Origin of the sequence: Pantoea sp. KPR_PJ (assembly GCF_041386365.1) — a bacterium.
In the GTDB taxonomy this organism is placed as follows: domain Bacteria; phylum Pseudomonadota; class Gammaproteobacteria; order Enterobacterales; family Enterobacteriaceae; genus Pantoea.
The window spans coordinates 211,234-228,087 of record NZ_JABMIK010000006.1; the positions used below are offsets into that span (position 1 = coordinate 211,234).

Here is a 16,854-nt window from a genome sequence, read left to right on the forward strand (position 1 = left end):
TCAGAAATGTGAACCACCGTATAAATTTATTAAAACATCGTTTCAAAATGTGACATTGTTCATTCAATCAGCATTGCTGCATTTTCAGCCAGCCGGTTTTGCCTATTCTGGCAACACGCGAGCCGCTTTCTTTGCCGCTGATGACCTGTGCCCTCCTCTACCTGCCTGGAGAAAAACAATGAGAATGAACAGATGGATCCTTGCTGTTTCTGTCGCTGCTGCGCTTGGCCTGAGCGCAACGTCTGCATCAGCCAAAGTGCTGAAAGTGGCGGAAGTGCAGCCCGCCGGCTATCCGACCGTCGTGGCATTACAGCATATGGGCGATAAGCTGAAACAGGCGACCAACGGGCGGCTGGAGATGAAAGTCTACGCGGGTGGCGTGCTGGGCGATGAGGATCAAACGTTGCAACAGGTGCAGCTGGGGGCGATCGATATGATTCGCGTGTCGCTGGCACCCGTCACCACCATCGCTCCTGAAACCAGCGTGTTGACACTGCCCTATATCTTCCGCGACGTGGATCATATGCATAAGGTGCTGGACGGTGAAGTGGGCAAACAGATTGTCGATAAATTTGATGCCGATGCCAACGCGCGCATGGTGTTCCTTGGCTGGACCGATGCAGGCGAGCGCAACATGATTACCAAAAATCCGCTTGGCAAACCCGAAGATTTGCAAGGCATGAAGATCCGCGTGCAGAACAGTGCCATTTCACTGGCGACGCTGAAAGCGATGGGTGCCAACCCGGTGGCGATGGGCGTCAGTGAGGTGTTCAGCGCTATGCAGACCGGCGTCGTTGACGGCACAGAAAACAATCCCCCTACCTTCGTCGCCCATAACTATCTGCCGGTGACAAAGTACTACACCCTTACCGGTCACTTTATTCAGCCGGAGATGATCCTCTTCTCCAGAGCCTCCTGGGCACGCCTGTCGCCTGAGGATCAGGCGCTGCTGAAAAAGCTGGGCAAAGAGGCGCAGGATGAGGAGCGCCAGCTCTGGGCCACCTATACCGAGCAGTCAGTGGAGAAGATGAAAGCGGGCGGCGTCACCTTTCAGCAGACCGACCGCGACTATTTTGTGAAGGCTACCCAGCCGGTGCGCGATCGGTTTGGCAGTAACTATCAGGATCTGATGACGCAGATCGCCGACGTTAAATAACTCCCCGCCGCGCGTCCTGCGCGGCGTTTTTCAGGTAACGCATATGACCCAATACTCTCGTCTGATGGATGGGCTCTATCTGCTGTGCATGGGCATTGCCGCCGTCGCGCTGCTGATCATGGTGACGGTCATCCCCATCGGCATTTTCGCCCGCTACGTACTGAACGGCGCACTCGCCTGGCCTGAGCCGATAGCGATTGTCTGCATGATTATTTTCACCTTTATTGGCGCGCCAGTCGGTTTCCGTGCTGGTACCCACATCTGCGTGTCAATGGTCACGGATCGCCTGTCGCCGACCAGACAGCGCCTGATGCTGCGCCTGTGCGATCTGCTGATGGTCATCACCTGTCTGTTAATTTTCCAGGCCAGCTACAGCCTGTGCGTGGCGATGTGGGTTCAGCCGCTCGCTTCGCTGCCCATGGTGACCTACGGCGAGATGTATCTGCCCATTCCGGCTGGCGCCTTGTTTACCCTGCTGTTTGTTATTGAGCGGCTGTTGAATGGCGATCAAAGCCAGCGGCCAGTAGTGATTTTAGGCGGGACACACTAAGGAGCGACCATGGATGCACTGATCTTAATTGGCAGCCTGATTGTGCTGCTGCTGGTAGGCTTTCCCGTCGCTTTTGCCGTGGGGCTAAGCGCCTTTATCGGCGCGTGGTGGATTGAGCTGCCGCTGGAAGCGGTCATTATTCAGATCACGAACGGGGTCAATAAGTTTTCCCTGCTCACTATCCCCTTCTTTATCCTCGCGGGGGCGATTATGGCAGAGGGGGGGATTGCGCGCCGCCTGGTTAACTTTGCCTATATCTTTGTTGGCTTTATCCGCGGTGGGCTGTCGCTGGTGAATATCGTCGCCTCAACCTTTTTCGGCGCGATTTCCGGCTCGTCGGTGGCGGATACCGCCTCGATCGGCTCGGTGATGATCCCGCAGATGGAGGAGAAAGGCTATCCGCGTGATTTCGCAGCGGCGGTGACGGCCAGCGGCTCGGTGCAGGCCGTGTTGACGCCGCCCAGTCATAACTCGGTGATTTACTCGCTGGCGACTGGCGGCGTGGTGACCATCTCCTCACTGTTCGTTGCCGGGATCTTTCCTGGCCTGCTGCTGGGACTCTGTCTGATGGTGATGTGCCTCGCTTTTGCGCGCAAGCGCGGCTACCCCAAAGGCGAGCGCATCCCGTTTCGCCTGGCGGTGAAAATCTTTTTTGATGCCTTCTGGGGCCTGTTCACCGTTGTCATTATTCTTGGCGGTATCCTCTCCGGCATTTTTACAGCCTCAGAATCCGCAGCCATTGCCTGTATCTGGGCGTTCTTTGTCACCATGTTTATCTACCGCGACTTCAAGTGGAGCCAGCTGCATATCCTGCTGTTTCGCACCATCAAAACGGTCACTATTGTGATGGTGTTGATCGCCTTCGCTTCGGGCTTTGGCGCGGTGATGACCTTTATGCAGCTGCCAACCCTTATCACTGACGCCTTTACCAGCCTGTCAGATAACAAGTACGTCATTCTGATGTGCATTAACCTGCTGCTGCTGATGATTGGCACACTCATGGATATGGCGCCGATCATCCTGATCCTGACGCCCGTGCTGCTGCCGGTCGCTACCGCGCTCGGTATCGATCCGGTGCACTTCGGCATGATTATGATGACTAACCTGGGGATTGGGCTCATTACGCCGCCGGTAGGCACGGTGCTGTTTGTCGCCAGTGCGGTCAGTAAACAGAAGATAGAACAGGTCGTGGGTGCGATGCTGCCGTTTTACGGGCTACTGTTTCTGGTACTGATGCTGATTACCTATGTTCCGGCCATTTCGCTCTGGCTGCCGCATATGATGGGCGTGATGTAGCAGACGGATAAAGGGGGCAGCCTGGCCGCTGCTCCCTTTGCCGCCAGGCTGAGGTTAACGGCGATCGCGCAAGAACGAACTCACGCGGTTAGCATGAGCAGCAGCATCAGAAGATGGCAGGCTATTGCCAGCAGCAGATCGTGGTCGCGGCTTAGTGAGTCATAACGCAGGCGTTTTCCTTACCTGGCGCCAGGAGACGGTGGCTGATCACGATCGGTCGAGGGGGATAAGTCTCCCTTAGCGTAAGGATCCATGAAGCGGAGCGCATATTTTATGCCCGCTCGCGCCGCTTCGGGCAGGTTCTGAATATCAGGATTGAGGTCAACCCTGGACGGGATTTCATGGTAACGTGAAGGTTTTGTGGTGAGCGGCAGGCAGACACGAATGACAACCAAAAAAATCGATACCACGTTAGTCAGTGCAGGACGCAGTAAACGTTATACCCAGGGCGCGGTCAACAGCGTCATTCAGCGCGCCTCTTCGCTGGTTTTTGACACCGTTGCCGATAAAAAACGCGCCACGGCAGGCCGGGCGAAAGGCGAACTTTTTTATGGCCGTCGCGGCACCCTCACCCATTTCGCCCTGCAAGATGCCATGACTGAACTGGAAGGCGGCGCGGGCTGCGTGCTCTATCCCTGCGGCGCGGCGGCCGTCGCTAACGCTATCCTCTCTTTTGTCGAGGCCGGCGACCATGTGCTGATGTGCGGCGCGGTCTATGAGCCGACGCAGGATTTCTGCACCAAAATTCTCAGCAAGCTGGGCGTCACGACCACCTTTTACGACCACACCCTCGGCAGCGAAATCAGCGCGCTGGTGCGCCCGGAAACCCGCGTGGTATTTCTGGAGTCCCCCGCCTCGATCACCATGGAAGTGCAGGATATCCCGGCAATCGTGGCAGCGGTGCGCGCCAGCGCGCCAGATGCGGTGATCATCATGGATAACACCTGGGCAGCGGGCCTGTTCTTTAACGCGCTGGCGCACGGTGTGGATATCTCCATCCAGGCCGGGACGAAATACCTTATTGGCCACAGCGACGCAATGATCGGTACGGCGGTGGCGAACGCGCGCTGCTGGGAGCAGCTGCGTGAAAACTCCTATCTGATGGGCCAGACGGTGGATGCGGACAGCGCCTACATGGCCAGCCGTGGCCTGCGCACGCTGGCTACGCGTCTGCGCCAGCATGAAGCGAGCGCATTACAGGTAGCAGAGTGGCTGGCGACGCGACCGGAAGTGGCACGCGTTAATCATCCGGCGCTGCCGCAGAGCAAAGGCCATGCGTTCTGGAAACGTGATTTCAGCGGCAGCAGCGGCCTGTTCTCTTTTGTGTTGCATGAAAAACTCAGCAGCGAAAAACTGGCGCAATACCTCGATCACTTCCACCATTTCAGCATGGCTTACTCATGGGGTGGCTATGAGTCGCTGATTCTGGCGAACCAGCCTGACGAGCTGGCGGCCATTCGTCCTGCGGGCGGCGTTGACTTCGACGGCACGCTGGTGCGTCTGCATATTGGTCTGGAACACGTTGACGATCTGACTGACGATTTAGCGGCAGGCTTTGCGCGCCTGGCCGAGTAAGAACATAAACAAAACCTAAACAGAACCTAACCACACAAAGGTGATCGGCCGTAGATCAAATCTGTTGGCCGGATTGCCGCTAAAATAGATTCCTTGTGACTCGATGGGACAGCAAATGGGTGTTTTACACGAGATTGTTCATGCGCTCTGGCATCAGGATTTTGCCGCGCTGGCCGATCCAAATGTGGTTTGGGTAGTCTACGGCGTGATGTTTCTGACGCTGTTTCTGGAAAACGGGCTGCTTCCCGCCTCTTTTCTGCCGGGCGACAGCTTGCTGCTGCTGGCAGGAGCGATGATCGCCAAAGGGGTGATGGATTTTGTGCCAACCATGGTGATCCTCACGACCGCAGCCAGCCTCGGCTGCTGGCTGAGCTATCTTCAGGGGCGCTGGCTCGGCAATACACGGCTGGTGAAAAGCTGGCTGATGCATCTGCCTGCGCAGTACCATCAGCGTGCATGGCAGCTGTTCAACCGCCACGGGCTGATGGCACTGCTGGTGGGCCGCTTTCTGGCGTTTGTGCGCACCATCCTGCCTACCATGGCGGGTATTTCCGGCCTGCAAAATGGCCGCTTCCAGCTGTTCAACTGGCTGAGCGGCCTGCTGTGGGTCGCGATTGTGGTGGCCTTTGGCTACGGCATCAGCCAGGTGCCTTTTATCAAGCGCCATGAAGATCAGGTAATGGCGATCCTGATGGTGCTGCCGGTTGTCCTGCTGTTTGTTGGCCTCGGCGGCAGCATTATCGTGATCTGGAAAAAACGGCGGCAAAAACAGGCCTGACGGACGTGCGTCAGGCCTGCGGTTCCGCAACGGTCTGGCGCACGCGGTTAATTTCCTCTCCCGGCGTCACGCCGAAATAACGCTTAAACTCCCGTGAAAACTGCGAGGGACTTTCATAGCCCACGCGTACCGCGGCCGCGCTGGCTTTCAGGCCGTCATGCAGCATTAACAGCCGCGCCTGATGCAACCGGTAGCGTTTCAGGTACTGCAACGGTGAAGTTTGCGTCACCGCTTTGAAGTTGTGATGAAATGCCGAGACACTCATATTCACCTCTGCCGCCAGCGCATCGACGCTGAGATTATCCGCGTAGTGCTTTTCGATACGGCGAAGCGCGCGTGAAATCTGGCTGAACTGGGTGTGGCGACTCACCAGCGACAGCAGCGCACCGCCTGTCGGCCCGGTCAGCACGTAATAGATAATCTCCCGCACGATCTGCGGACCCAGCACGCGTGCATCGCGCGGGTTCGTCATCACATCCAGCAGCCGTTCCGCAGCACACAGCATCGGCTCGTTCAGCCAGGCAGAGTGGATCCCCGACGTCTGCGGCTGCGGCTGAAAATCTTCATCGTCGCCAATCTCAATCAGCAGATCCTGTAACCCGGCCGTATCGACCGACAGGAACATTCCGGCAACCGGCTCCTCTGGCGACGCCCAGGTTTCACATTCCACCGGCAGCGGTACGGTGAGCATCAGGTATTTTGTCGCGTCATAGGTAAACACCGTGCTGCCGAGATAGCCGGTTTTGCTGCCCTGAAACAGAATAACGATACCAGGCTGATACATTATCGGCGTGCGCGGCTGATACTGGTTCACGTAGATCAGTTTGACATTTTCTACCGGGGTAAGCCGGTTGCGTCCATGCGTCATCAGGGTCACCACCTGGCTTGCCAGGCGGTGACATAAAGCTTCGTGCGCCATGCCGTTTTCTCGCAGGGTAAAGCACCCAGTCTGCCTGGCTGCTGCGAAATTCGCCACTGAAATGGAGAAACAGGCAAGACTTACGCAGGATCAGGCAGGGCATAACCGCGATTTGCCGCCCACAATAAAAACGGCATCGGGTTTGTTGACTAGACTTAACCTCTCTCGGGTTCACTGCAACTGAAAGGAGTACCTATGGCAGATCAACCGATTATCAAACTGCATGACGGAAATATGATGCCGCAGCTGGGGCTTGGCGTGTGGCAGGCGAGCAATGAAGACGCGCATCGTGCGGTACTGAAGGCGCTGGAGGTGGGCTATCGCTCCATCGATACTGCTGCGGCTTACAAAAACGAAGAGGCAATCGGCCAGGCGCTGCAAGATACCGACGTGCCGCGCGAAGATATTTTCGTCACCACCAAACTGTGGAATGACGATCAGCAAAACGTGCAGCAGGCGATGGAAACCAGCCTGAAAAAGTTACAGCTGGAGCAGGTCGATCTTTACCTGATGCACTGGCCTTGCCCGGAGAAAGATCACTACGTTGACGCCTGGAAAGCGATGATTGCGCTTCAGCAGCAGGGCCTGACAAAGAGCATCGGCGTCTGTAACTTCCATGAGGCGCATCTGAAACGTCTGCTGGATGAGACGGGCGTTTCCCCGGTAGTGAACCAGATTGAGCTGCACCCGATGCTGCAACAGCGCACGCTGCATGCATGGAACGCCATGCATCAGATCCAGACCGAGTCCTGGAGCCCGCTGGCGCAGGGCGGCGAAGGCGTGTTCGATCAGGAGATTATTCGCCAGCTGGCGAAGAAATATGGCAAAACCCCGGCGCAGATCGTGATTCGCTGGCACCTCGACAGCGGTCTGGTCGTGATCCCGAAATCGGTCACGCCTGAGCGTATTGAAGAGAACTTTGCGGTGTTCGATTTCCGTCTGGAAAAGCCGGAACTGAGCGAGATCGCGAAGCTGGATCGCGGTAATCGTCTGGGACCAGACCCCGAGACGTTTAACTAACGGTTACGCTGCAGCGCGCTGTCTTTGTGGGCAGCGCGCTGTCCATCAGGCGGTTGGCTGTACCAGCAGCTGCCCTGCCGTGCCAAGATCGGCCAGCTCCAGCGTCTGACTGTAATAAACAAAGGGAAAATGTTCAGACGAACTTTGCGGGAAGCTGACCAGCAGTTCGACTTCGCCATCTACCCACACTGTATCCTTCCAGCCGCGATCCTCGCCCATCGGCTGCGCGCCGTTGACGCTTTTCACCAGGAACATGACACCCTGAATATGGATGGCCTGTGGGCGATCGGCACGCATAATCCAGCGCTCAAAGGTGCCCTGCTGCACCGTCGTATCAATGCGGTTCATATCCCACTGTGCGCCGTTAATCCCCGGCATTCCTTCACCAATGCGGAACTCGCGGGTGCGCGTTGCCACGCCGTCAAGGATCTGATCTGCCAGCAGGCGCATAGGCAGGTTATCCGTCACTAACGGCAGCAGGCCAGTTGGACGCAGCGTCAGCACCAGCGTATTGGTGAGAATGGAAGATGGCTCAAACAAACCGCGCAGGCGATCCATAATCCCGGCCGCCGTGCCCGCGGTGATCGACACCTCATTGCCCTGCGACATATCGATCAGCACCTCACGGCGTTCGCCGGGGGCCAGGGAGAGCTGCTGCACCGCCACGGGCGCGGGCAAAAAGCCCTGATCGCTGGCGATAACGGTAAAAGGACGGTTATCGCTCAACACCATCTGGTAGCGGCGCGAATTAGAGGCGTTCAGCAGGCGCAGGCGCACCCAGCCGCGTGAGACCTCAACAAAAGGGCTCTGCACGCCGTTGACCAGCAGCACATCACCCAGAAAGCCGCCATCCTGCGGCGGGTTATAAGCGGGCGTGCCGAAGTTATCGAGTCGTTTGTCCTGAATAATCAGTGGGAAGTCGTCTACACCGTAGTGACGCGGCAGCGGCAGCTGCTTGCTGACCTCATCCTCAATCAGCCACATGCCCGCCAGCCCGTTATAAATGTGCGGCGCCATGCGGTTAGGTGTACTGGCGTGATACCAGCAGGTGGCGGCCGCCTGGCGGACAGGCAGCACGGGCGCCCAGTCAACGCCTGCAGACATCATGCGCGGAGCACCGCCCATCAGTGCGCCGGGCACCTGCAGACCACTGACGGTCATCGCCACCGGCTCATTGAGGCGGTTACTGTAGATGAGCTTAACATCATCGCCGCTGTAGACGCGCACCGTCGGGCCAAGATAGAGGCCATTAATGCCCCACACTGGCACCTTGTTATTGTCACCCCGAAAAGACCAGTGGCTGCGCATCAGCGTCAGGAACAGCGGCTGACCGCGACGTGATTCAATAAGCGGAGGCACCGGCAACGGCATGTCGCCGTTTGGGCCGGAGGCAGCGCGTGCCGCTGAAGGTAACACACCTGCGCCAAGCGCTGCGCCAGCAGAAAGCTGGATAAACTGTCGTCTGCTGAAAGACATAGAACGTCAAACCCTTTACGCGTGGCGCCTGCGCGCCAGCCAGTTGTTATTTTTGCTTTATTGCTGTGTTGCGTCGCGGCGGGCAGAAAGCGCGCCGCGTGCATCCTTGCGGGTTCCCGGCGAGACGCGGGCCGATCAGAGCTTACCGCTTTTTTCACGCGCCTCGACTTCGGCGTTGAGCGTCTCCAGTTTTTCCATCATCAGTTCGCGGCAGTGGGTCGCCAGCTTGCGCACTGACTGCGTGGTATAACCGCTGGTATCAACCGGCGGCAGCATCTCGACAATCACCAGCCCGTTCTTCAGGCGATTGAGATTGATTTTGCCGTGGGTGTTAGAGATCACGACTGGAATAATCGGTACGCCTGCAGCAACGGCGGCATGAAACGCGCCGGTTTTAAAAGGTAGCAGACCACGGCCACGGCTGCGCGTGCCCTCCGGAAACATCCAGAACGAAATGCGCTTCTTTTTAAACTGATCGATCAGCTGGCTGATGGTACCGTGCGCCTTGGTACGGTTGTCGCGATCAATCAGCAGGTTACCGGTCAGCCAGTAAAGCAGGCCAAAAAAGGGGATCCAGAGCAGACTTTTTTTGCCGACCGTGACCGTGGAGGGCTGCACAATATTGGCCGCCGTGATCATGTCATAGTTGTTCTGGTGGTTAGCAATATAGATAGCATTGCCATAGTTTTCCGCATCCGCCGGTTTACGCAGCTCTACCTTGACGCCAAATACCCACGAAAGCCGGCCAAACAGATGACCGAAAGTGGCAACGTGGCGCGGGTTACGTGGCGAGAACAGGCACCAGATGCAGCCGAAAACACAGACCAGAATCGAGTAGATCACCACAAAGATCGTGCGCAGTACTAGTAACATATATCCCTCATTATGGCGCAGCGGAAAAGATTATCCGCCGCGTGTCTCAGGCTTCACCGTCTTCGCTGACGGTACGCGCTGGTGCATCCAGCTCGACCTTGTCGATACGTTGCAAACCGCGCGGCAGCAGCGTGCCGCGACGTCCGCGGTCGGCGCGGAACTTCTGCAACTCTTCGCTGCGCAGAATCAGCTTACGCTTGCCAACGTAAAGCGTTACCGCGCTGCCCGGCGGCAGAATCAATAGCCATGCCAGCTTGTCATTGCCCGCCGCGGCCTCCGCAGACGGAATAGAGATAATTTTGTTGCCCTTGCCTTTCGACATCTGCGGCAGTTCGCCCACCGGGAACATCAGCATGCGACCCGCCTGGGTAATCGCCAGCAGCATGTCATCTTCATGATGCACCGCCATCGGCGTCATGACGCGCGCGTTTTCCGGCAGCGTCAGCAGCGCTTTACCGGCGCGGTTGCGCGATACCAGGTCGGCAAAGGTACAGATAAAGCCGTAGCCAGCATCAGAGGCCATCAGCAGTTTCTGCTCGTCCGCCTCCATCAGCACCTGCTCAACCACCGCTCCAGGCGGTGGGGTCAGTTTGCCCGTCAGCGGCTCGCCCTGACCGCGTGCAGACGGCAGCGAGGTGGGATCGAGCGTGTAGCTGCGACCGGTCGAGTCGATAAAGGCGACCGGCTGGTTGCTCTTGCCGCGCGCCGCAGCCAGATAGCTGTCGCCCGCTTTGTAGCTCAGCCCGGTGGGATCGATATCGTGGCCTTTGGCGCTGCGCACCCAGCCCATCTGCGACAGAACAATGGTGACCGGCTCGGACGGCACCAGCTCGTTCTCGCTCAGCGCTTTGGCCTCTTCGCGCTCGTGCAGCGGTGAGCGGCGATCGTCGCCGTAGGCAGTGGCATCGGCCTGAAGCTCTTTCTTCAGCAGGGTATTCATTTTGCGCTCAGAGGCAAGGATCGCCTGAATCTGATCGCGCTCTTTTTCCAGCTCACTCTGCTCGCCGCGGATCTTCATCTCTTCTAGCTTCGCCAGATGGCGCAGCTTCAGTTCAAGGATCGCTTCCGCCTGGGTTTCGCTGATGCCAAAGCGCGACATCAGCACCGGCTTAGGCTCATCCTCGCTGCGGATGATATGGATCACCTCATCAATATTGAGGAAGGCCACCAGCAAACCTTCAAGAATATGCAGGCGGCGCAGTACGCGCTCAAGGCGGTGGTTCAAGCGGCGCTTAACGGTATCGCGGCGGAACACCAGCCATTCCGACAGGATCTCCAGCAGGTTTTTCACCGCCGGGCGATTGTCCAGGCCAATCATATTGAGGTTAACGCGGTAGCTCTTTTCCAGATCGGTAGTGGCGAACAGATGGTGCATCACCTGGTCGAGATCCACACGGTTGGAGCGCGGCACGATCACCAGACGCGTCGGGTTTTCGTGATCGGACTCGTCGCGCAGATCTTCTACCATCGGCAGCTTTTTATTACGCATCTGCGCGGCAATCTGCTCCAGCACGCGTGCGCCAGAGACCTGATGCGGCAGCGCGGTAATCACCACCTCGCCATCCTCTTTTTTCCATACCGCACGCTGACGCACAGAGCCACGACCGGTCTGGTAGATTTTGCGGATCTCGTCGCGCGGCGTAATAATCTCCGCCTCGGTGGGATAATCGGGCCCCTGCACGATATCCAGCAGCGCGTCGAGGCTGGTGTTCGGCTTGTCGATCAGGGCGATCGCCGCCTGCGCCACTTCGCGCAGGTTATGCGGCGGAATATCCGTTGCCATACCAACCGCGATGCCGGTGGTGCCGTTCAGCAGGATATTTGGCAGGCGTGCAGGCAGCATCTTCGGCTCCTGCATGGTACCGTCAAAGTTCGGCACAAAGTCGACCGTGCCCTGCCCCAGCTCACCAAGCAGCACTTCTGCATATTTCGACAGGCGCGATTCGGTATATCGCATGGCGGCAAAGGATTTCGGATCGTCCGGCGCGCCCCAGTTACCCTGGCCATCTACCAGCGGATAACGGTAGGAGAAGGGCTGCGCCATGAGCACCATCGCTTCATAGCAGGCGCTGTCGCCGTGCGGATGGTATTTACCCAGCACATCACCCACCGTACGGGCTGATTTCTTGAATTTTGCGCTGGCGCTCAGGCCGAGTTCCGACATGGCATAGACGATACGGCGCTGTACCGGCTTAAGACCGTCGCCGATATAGGGCAAGGCGCGGTCCATAATCACGTACATGGAGTAGTTCAGGTACGCGTTTTCGGTAAATTTGTGCAGGGCAAGACGCTCTGCACCATCCTGCGTCAATTCACTCATTAAGCTTTTATCCTCACTTCGTGGCCCGCAATGGCGGATCACCCGGCGGTTATTTGGCGAGGATAGTACCTTAATCGTCGGAATTAGTCACAGGGGAAGCGCGGCGCAGCGTGCGATTATCGGGCATTGTACTCAGCGCGCGACGCCCATCCACTGCGTGGCGATACGCGCATATTCTCCGGTCGCGGTGGCGAGGTGTAGCCATTGATCGATATAGGCTTTCCAGCTCATATCGTCACGCGGGATCATGTAGGCTTTTTCACCGTACTGCAGCGGCGCTTGCGGGTTGAGCGCGCACAGCTGCGGGTAGTGCTGCTGCTGATAGAGCGCTTCAGAGGCGTCAGTGATCATCACATCGGCTTTGTTATCAACCAGCTGCTGAAAGATGGTGACGTTATCGTGGAACAGCGTCAGCGACGCCTGTGGCAGATGGCTATGCACAAAGGCTTCGTTGGTGCCGCCTGCCGGCTCAATCAGCCGCACGCCGGGCTGGTTAAGCTGTTCAACGGTCGCATATTTTGCTTTATCAGCACAGCGCACCAGCGGAATTTTGCCATCCACGCCGAGTGGCTGAGCAAACCAGGCTGTCTGCTGTCGTTTCAGCGTCACCGACACCCCGCCCAGCGCGATATCACACTGTTTCTCTTTAAAATCCTGCGTCAGGGTTTTCCAGGTGGTAGGCACCCAGCTGATCTTTGCGTCAAGGCTGGCGGCCAGCGACTGCGCCATGCTGATATCCAGCCCTTCATACTCTCCGTCCGGACGGAGATAGGTATAGGGCTTGTAGTCGCCCGTCGTGCAAACCCGCAGCGTTTTGCTGGCAAGAATGTGATCGAGTCGGGAGTCAGCCTGTGCCACGCCGCTGGCCAGCAGCAGCGCGCCGAAAAGGTATTTCTGCATTGGTGTCCTTCTGTATGGCGTAATGGGGGTAAGCGAAGTGTGTCATATGCGGCGCTATTATTGCTTGCAGCGCAAAAGTCTTGTGATCCGAATCGCATTTTTCTCCTCCTGCTGAGCGCGTAGAGTAGCGGCCTACAGACAAAACAACAGAGATACCCGAATGAGCAAAATCCTTATCATTGACGGCGGCAAAACCTTTGCCCACTCAAAAGGCGAACTGAATCACACGCTGACGGAGGTGGCTGCCAGCCAGCTGCGCGACTTAGGCCATGAGGTCAACGTCACCGTCGCCGACAGCGACTATGACATCGCAGAAGAAGTGCAAAAATATCTCGACAGCGACGTCGTGATTTATCAGATGCCGGGCTGGTGGATGGGTGAACCCTGGACCGTGAAACGCTATATCGACGAAATCTTTACCGAAGGCCATGGCAAGCTCTACGCCAGCGATGGTCGTTCGCGCGCTGATGCCAGCAAAAAATATGGCTCAGGCGGCCTGCTGCAGGGCAAAAAGTATATGTTGTCGCTCACCTGGAACGCGCCGCTGGAAGCCTTTACCGATCCTGACCAGTTCTTTGAAGGCGTTGGAGTGGATGGTCTCTACCTGCACTTTCATAAGGCAAACCAGTTCCTGGGGATGGACGCGCTGCCCACCTTTATCTGTAACGACGTGATCAAACAGCCGGACGTGCCGCGTGATATCGCGCGTTATCGGACTCATCTCAGCGAGATCTTTGCTTAACTTAAGGCGGGCCCGCAAATTGAGGAGAGGATAATGCTAACGGTAGTGGCTGAGATTTGTATTAAACCCGGACGTCGCAACGCGGTACTGGATGCGATCTCCTCGCTGATCCCTACGGTGCTGGCCGAAGAGGGCTGCCATCAGTATGACGCGCTGGTGGATCACCAGGCGCAGGTGCCGTGGAAGCATAATTCGCCTGACTCCATCTTTATGCTGGAACAGTGGGCGTCGCTGCGCCACCTGGAGCAGCATCAGCAGATGCCGCATATGGAAGCGCATCGCGAAAAAATTAAAGACGATGTGGTGGACGTCAAGATTCTGGTGCTGGAACCCACGGCCTGAGTCACTGCCCCATGTCAGGCCGCGTGCCGCAGGGCGCGCGGCTTTTTTCTGTCAGAACAATGCCTGTGAGGCGATCTCAGCGTGGAGAAAATCGAGAAAGCAGGTAATGCGCGCCGCCAGCTCTGCATTGCGATAGTAGACCGCGTGTACCGGTAGCCGGACATCCTGCGTTTGTTGCACCAGCACCTCTTTTAAGCGCCCGGTTGCCAGGTCCTGGTGGCTGACAAAGTCGGAAATGCGCGCAATCCCCTGTCCTGCCAGCGTTAGCTGACGGATGATTTCGCCACTGGAGGCGGAGAGAGTCGGCTGAATGCGCAGCATCTCCCCTTCACGCTGCCAGACAGGCCAGACGTTATGCATCTCCAGCTGGCTGAAACCGATCAGCTGATGCTGCGCCAGCGCTTCAACGCTCTGCGGTTCCCCATACTTTTGCAGATAGTCGGGGCTGGCGAGCAGCCGCACTTTACTGCTGCCGAGCATTCTGGCGCGCATGGTGGAATCGCGCAGTTCACCGATGCGAATCGCGATATCGGTCTGCTGCTCCAGCAGATCGATCACGATATCGTCGGTGTTAAGCTCCAGCTGAATAAGCGGATAACGCTGCCGAAACGCCCCAATTAGCGGCACGATCACGTGCTGCATAAAGGGTGCGGCGGCATTGATGCGCAGGCGGCCAGAGGGGGTTTCACGTCGCTGGGCGATCTGCTCTTCGGCCTGTTCCACAGAAGCCAGAATCTGCCGTGCGTGGGTAAGAAACAGCTGCCCCTCTTCGGTCAGGGCCAGACGCCGCGTGGTGCGGTGCAGCAGGGTACTGTTGAGTTTGGCTTCAAGGCGGCTCAGGGCGCGGCTCACGCCCGAGCTGGTTTGATCCAGCAGCTCCGCCGCCGCGGTAATTGAACCGCAGTCCGTTACCGCCACCAGCACGCGCAGCTCTTCCAGCGTGACTTTCATCATCTACTCCATTGCGCGGCTGGTACGCCAGCCGCAGCGCGATGATTACACTTCAATATCGGCCATATCGCCTTTTTCCTGCAGCCAGTTGCGGCGATCTTCCGAACGCTTCTTGGCCAGCAGCATATCCATCACGCGCAGGGTCTGCTCAACGTCGCTGTCATCTACCGTCAGCTGCACCAGACGACGCGTATTGGGATCCAGCGTGGTTTCGCGCAGCTGTAGCGGGTTCATCTCACCCAATCCTTTAAAGCGCTGCACGTTCGGCTTGCCCTTCTTGCGCTTCAGCTGCTCCAGCACGCCCTCTTTCTCATCTTCATCAAGCGCGTAATAGACCTCTTTGCCGAGATCGATACGGTAGAGCGGCGGCATCGCAACGTAGACATGGCCCCCTTTGACCAGCGAGCGGAAGTGCTTCACAAACAGGGCGCAGAGAAGTGTGGCGATGTGCAGGCCGTCGGAGTCCGCATCGGCAAGAATACAGATCTTGCCGTAGCGCAGCTGGGTGAGATCTTCGCTGTCGGGATCGATGCCGATCGCCACAGAGATATCGTGCACTTCCTGCGAGGCCAGCACTTCGTCAGACGACACCTCCCAGGTGTTCAGGATCTTGCCTTTCAGCGGCATGATCGCCTGGTATTCGCGATCGCGCGCCTGCTTGGCAGAACCGCCCGCGGAGTCCCCCTCGACCAAAAACAGCTCGGTTTTGTTCAGATCCTGTGCGGTACAGTCCGCCAGCTTGCCGGGCAGCGCCGGTCCACTGGTCAGCTTCTTACGCACGACTTTCTTTGCCGCACGCATACGGCGCTGCGCGCTGGAGATCGCCAGCTCCGCCAGCTGCTCCGCCGCCTGCACGTTCTGATTGAGCCACAGGCTGAAGGCGTCTTTTACCACCGCCGAGACAAAAGCCGCGCACTGGCGCGATGACAGACGCTCTTTGGTCTGCCCGGCGAACTGCGGATCCTGCATCTTCACCGACAGCACGTAAGCACAGCAATCCCAGATATCTTCCGCTGACAGCTTCACGCCGCGCGGCAGGATATTGCGGTATTCACAGAACTCACGCATTGCATCCAGCAGCCCCTGACGCAGGCCGTTAACGTGCGTACCGCCCTGCATCGTCGGGATCAGGTTGACGTAACTTTCAGTCAGCAGCTCGCCGCCTTCCGGCAGCCACAGCAGCGCCCAGTCTACCGCTTCCGTGTCGCCAGCGAAGCTGCCCACAAAAGGGTGTTCCGGCAGCGTGGGCAGGCCGTTCACCGCCTCGCAGAGATAGTCGGTCAGACCATCTTCATAGCACCAGCGCTGTTCGGTATTGTTGACCTTGTCCTTAAAGACAATTTCCACCCCAGGGCAGAGCACTGCTTTGGCTTTCAGCAGATGGGTCAGGCGCGATACCGAGAAGCGCGGGCTGTCAAAGAAGCTTTCGTCTGGCCAGAAGTGAACGCTGGTGCCGGTGTTGCGTTTCGCCACCGTACCGGTTTTGGTCAGCTCCTGCACCTTTTCGCCATGCTCAAAAGCGATATCATAAACTTCACCGTTGCGGCGTACCGTAACTTCAACGCGCTTCGACAGGGCGTTGACCACTGAGATGCCGACGCCGTGCAGACCGCCTGAGAACTGGTAGTTTTTGCTGGAGAACTTGCCGCCCGCATGCAGGCGACAGAGGATCAGCTCAACGGCAGGCACGCCCTCTTCCGGATGGATATCCACTGGCATACCGCGGCCGTCGTCGATTACCTCCAGCGACTGATCGGCATGAAGGATGACTTCTACCCGTTTTGCATGGCCCGCCAGCGCCTCATCGACGCTGTTATCAATGACTTCCTGGCCCAGATGGTTAGGGCGCGTGGTGTCGGTGTACATACCGGGACGACGACGCACCGGCTCAAGGCCGGTCAGAACCTCAATAGCATCCGCGTTATAGCTTGATTGACTCATGATAAATTTCTAATC

The 16,854-nt window shown here is 57.7% G+C and carries 15 protein-coding genes; 8 read left to right on the top strand and 7 right to left on the bottom strand.

Annotated elements, in window-relative coordinates; translation table 11 throughout:
• Positions 1-178 precede the first annotated feature (178 nt).
• From HP564_RS14480 to HP564_RS14500, 5 genes are all read left to right on the top strand, one after another.
• On the top strand, positions 179-1,156 hold the full coding sequence (locus HP564_RS14480) for a TRAP transporter substrate-binding protein (protein WP_371244159.1): 978 nt from the start codon (positions 179-181) through the stop codon (positions 1,154-1,156).
• A gap of 43 nt (positions 1,157-1,199) precedes the next feature.
• A complete protein-coding gene (locus HP564_RS14485) occupies positions 1,200-1,706 on the top strand; it encodes a TRAP transporter small permease (protein WP_371244161.1) in 507 nt (168 codons plus the stop codon).
• Between the two features lie 9 nt (positions 1,707-1,715).
• The gene (locus tag HP564_RS14490; protein ID WP_371244163.1) at positions 1,716-3,002 is read left to right on the top strand and encodes a TRAP transporter large permease; all 1,287 of its coding nucleotides are present in this window, start codon (positions 1,716-1,718) and stop codon (positions 3,000-3,002) included.
• A gap of 384 nt (positions 3,003-3,386) precedes the next feature.
• Entirely contained in the window at positions 3,387-4,577 is a 1,191-nt protein-coding gene (gene metC, locus HP564_RS14495) for a cystathionine beta-lyase (protein ID WP_371244165.1), read from the top strand.
• Positions 4,578-4,692: 115 nt separating this feature from the next.
• Positions 4,693-5,355: a DedA family protein gene (locus HP564_RS14500; RefSeq protein ID WP_371244167.1), complete on the top strand. Its 663-nt coding sequence runs from the start codon at positions 4,693-4,695 to the stop codon at positions 5,353-5,355.
• 10 nt (positions 5,356-5,365) lie between these two features.
• On the opposite strand, the gene HP564_RS14505 is transcribed toward HP564_RS14500, so the two are convergent.
• Positions 5,366-6,274 (bottom strand): AraC family transcriptional regulator N-terminal domain-containing protein, encoded by a 909-nt coding sequence (locus HP564_RS14505; RefSeq protein ID WP_371244169.1) that lies wholly within the window; start codon positions 6,272-6,274, stop codon positions 5,366-5,368.
• A 195-nt stretch (positions 6,275-6,469) separates the two neighbouring features.
• Between HP564_RS14505 and dkgA the strand changes: the two genes are divergently transcribed.
• Positions 6,470-7,294 (top strand): 2,5-didehydrogluconate reductase DkgA, encoded by an 825-nt coding sequence (gene dkgA / locus HP564_RS14510; RefSeq protein WP_371244171.1) that lies wholly within the window; start codon positions 6,470-6,472, stop codon positions 7,292-7,294.
• Between the two features lie 45 nt (positions 7,295-7,339).
• On the opposite strand, the gene ftsP is transcribed toward dkgA, so the two are convergent.
• The 4 genes from ftsP to HP564_RS14530 all read right to left on the bottom strand — a co-directional run bounded on the left by ftsP (position 7,340) and on the right by HP564_RS14530 (position 12,863).
• Positions 7,340-8,770: a cell division protein FtsP gene (gene ftsP, locus HP564_RS14515; protein ID WP_371244173.1), complete on the bottom strand. Its 1,431-nt coding sequence runs from the start codon at positions 8,768-8,770 to the stop codon at positions 7,340-7,342.
• Positions 8,771-8,905: 135 nt separating this feature from the next.
• Positions 8,906-9,643: a 1-acylglycerol-3-phosphate O-acyltransferase gene (locus HP564_RS14520; RefSeq protein WP_371244175.1), complete on the bottom strand. Its 738-nt coding sequence runs from the start codon at positions 9,641-9,643 to the stop codon at positions 8,906-8,908.
• A gap of 46 nt (positions 9,644-9,689) precedes the next feature.
• A complete protein-coding gene (gene parC, locus HP564_RS14525; protein WP_371244177.1) occupies positions 9,690-11,963 on the bottom strand; it encodes a DNA topoisomerase IV subunit A in 2,274 nt (757 codons plus the stop codon).
• Between the two features lie 132 nt (positions 11,964-12,095).
• Positions 12,096-12,863: a transporter substrate-binding domain-containing protein gene (locus HP564_RS14530; protein ID WP_371244179.1), complete on the bottom strand. Its 768-nt coding sequence runs from the start codon at positions 12,861-12,863 to the stop codon at positions 12,096-12,098.
• Positions 12,864-13,023: 160 nt separating this feature from the next.
• Between HP564_RS14530 and HP564_RS14535 the strand changes: the two genes are divergently transcribed.
• The gene (locus HP564_RS14535; protein ID WP_371244181.1) at positions 13,024-13,605 is read left to right on the top strand and encodes an NAD(P)H-dependent oxidoreductase; all 582 of its coding nucleotides are present in this window, start codon (positions 13,024-13,026) and stop codon (positions 13,603-13,605) included.
• Between the two features lie 33 nt (positions 13,606-13,638).
• On the top strand, positions 13,639-13,947 hold the full coding sequence (locus HP564_RS14540) for a putative quinol monooxygenase (RefSeq protein WP_371244183.1): 309 nt from the start codon (positions 13,639-13,641) through the stop codon (positions 13,945-13,947).
• A 51-nt stretch (positions 13,948-13,998) separates the two neighbouring features.
• Here the strand turns inward: HP564_RS14540 and HP564_RS14545 are convergent, their stop codons facing one another.
• Both HP564_RS14545 and parE read right to left on the bottom strand, forming a co-directional pair.
• Positions 13,999-14,898, bottom strand: a complete 900-nt coding sequence (locus tag HP564_RS14545; RefSeq protein ID WP_371244264.1) for a LysR substrate-binding domain-containing protein — start codon at positions 14,896-14,898, stop codon at positions 13,999-14,001.
• A 45-nt stretch (positions 14,899-14,943) separates the two neighbouring features.
• Positions 14,944-16,839, bottom strand: a complete 1,896-nt coding sequence (parE, locus tag HP564_RS14550; protein ID WP_371244185.1) for a DNA topoisomerase IV subunit B — start codon at positions 16,837-16,839, stop codon at positions 14,944-14,946.
• Positions 16,840-16,854: the final 15 nt, after the last annotated feature.

Excerpts from the sequence above, each read along its gene's own strand:
- HP564_RS14480 (WP_371244159.1), top strand. The coding sequence starts at position 179 with ATGAGAATGAACAGATGGATCCTTGCTGTTTCTGTCGCTGCTGCGCTT.
- HP564_RS14485 (WP_371244161.1), top strand. The coding sequence starts at position 1,200 with ATGACCCAATACTCTCGTCTGATGGATGGGCTCTATCTGCTGTGCATG.
- HP564_RS14490 (WP_371244163.1), top strand. The coding sequence starts at position 1,716 with ATGGATGCACTGATCTTAATTGGCAGCCTGATTGTGCTGCTGCTGGTA.
- metC (WP_371244165.1), top strand. The coding sequence starts at position 3,387 with ATGACAACCAAAAAAATCGATACCACGTTAGTCAGTGCAGGACGCAGT.
- HP564_RS14500 (WP_371244167.1), top strand. The coding sequence starts at position 4,693 with ATGGGTGTTTTACACGAGATTGTTCATGCGCTCTGGCATCAGGATTTT.
- HP564_RS14505 (WP_371244169.1), bottom strand. The coding sequence starts at position 6,274 with ATGGCGCACGAAGCTTTATGTCACCGCCTGGCAAGCCAGGTGGTGACC.
- dkgA (WP_371244171.1), top strand. The coding sequence starts at position 6,470 with ATGGCAGATCAACCGATTATCAAACTGCATGACGGAAATATGATGCCG.
- ftsP (WP_371244173.1), bottom strand. The coding sequence starts at position 8,770 with ATGTCTTTCAGCAGACGACAGTTTATCCAGCTTTCTGCTGGCGCAGCG.
- HP564_RS14520 (WP_371244175.1), bottom strand. The coding sequence starts at position 9,643 with ATGTTACTAGTACTGCGCACGATCTTTGTGGTGATCTACTCGATTCTG.
- parC (WP_371244177.1), bottom strand. The coding sequence starts at position 11,963 with ATGAGTGAATTGACGCAGGATGGTGCAGAGCGTCTTGCCCTGCACAAA.
- HP564_RS14530 (WP_371244179.1), bottom strand. The coding sequence starts at position 12,863 with ATGCAGAAATACCTTTTCGGCGCGCTGCTGCTGGCCAGCGGCGTGGCA.
- HP564_RS14535 (WP_371244181.1), top strand. The coding sequence starts at position 13,024 with ATGAGCAAAATCCTTATCATTGACGGCGGCAAAACCTTTGCCCACTCA.
- HP564_RS14540 (WP_371244183.1), top strand. The coding sequence starts at position 13,639 with ATGCTAACGGTAGTGGCTGAGATTTGTATTAAACCCGGACGTCGCAAC.
- HP564_RS14545 (WP_371244264.1), bottom strand. The coding sequence starts at position 14,898 with ATGAAAGTCACGCTGGAAGAGCTGCGCGTGCTGGTGGCGGTAACGGAC.
- parE (WP_371244185.1), bottom strand. The coding sequence starts at position 16,839 with ATGAGTCAATCAAGCTATAACGCGGATGCTATTGAGGTTCTGACCGGC.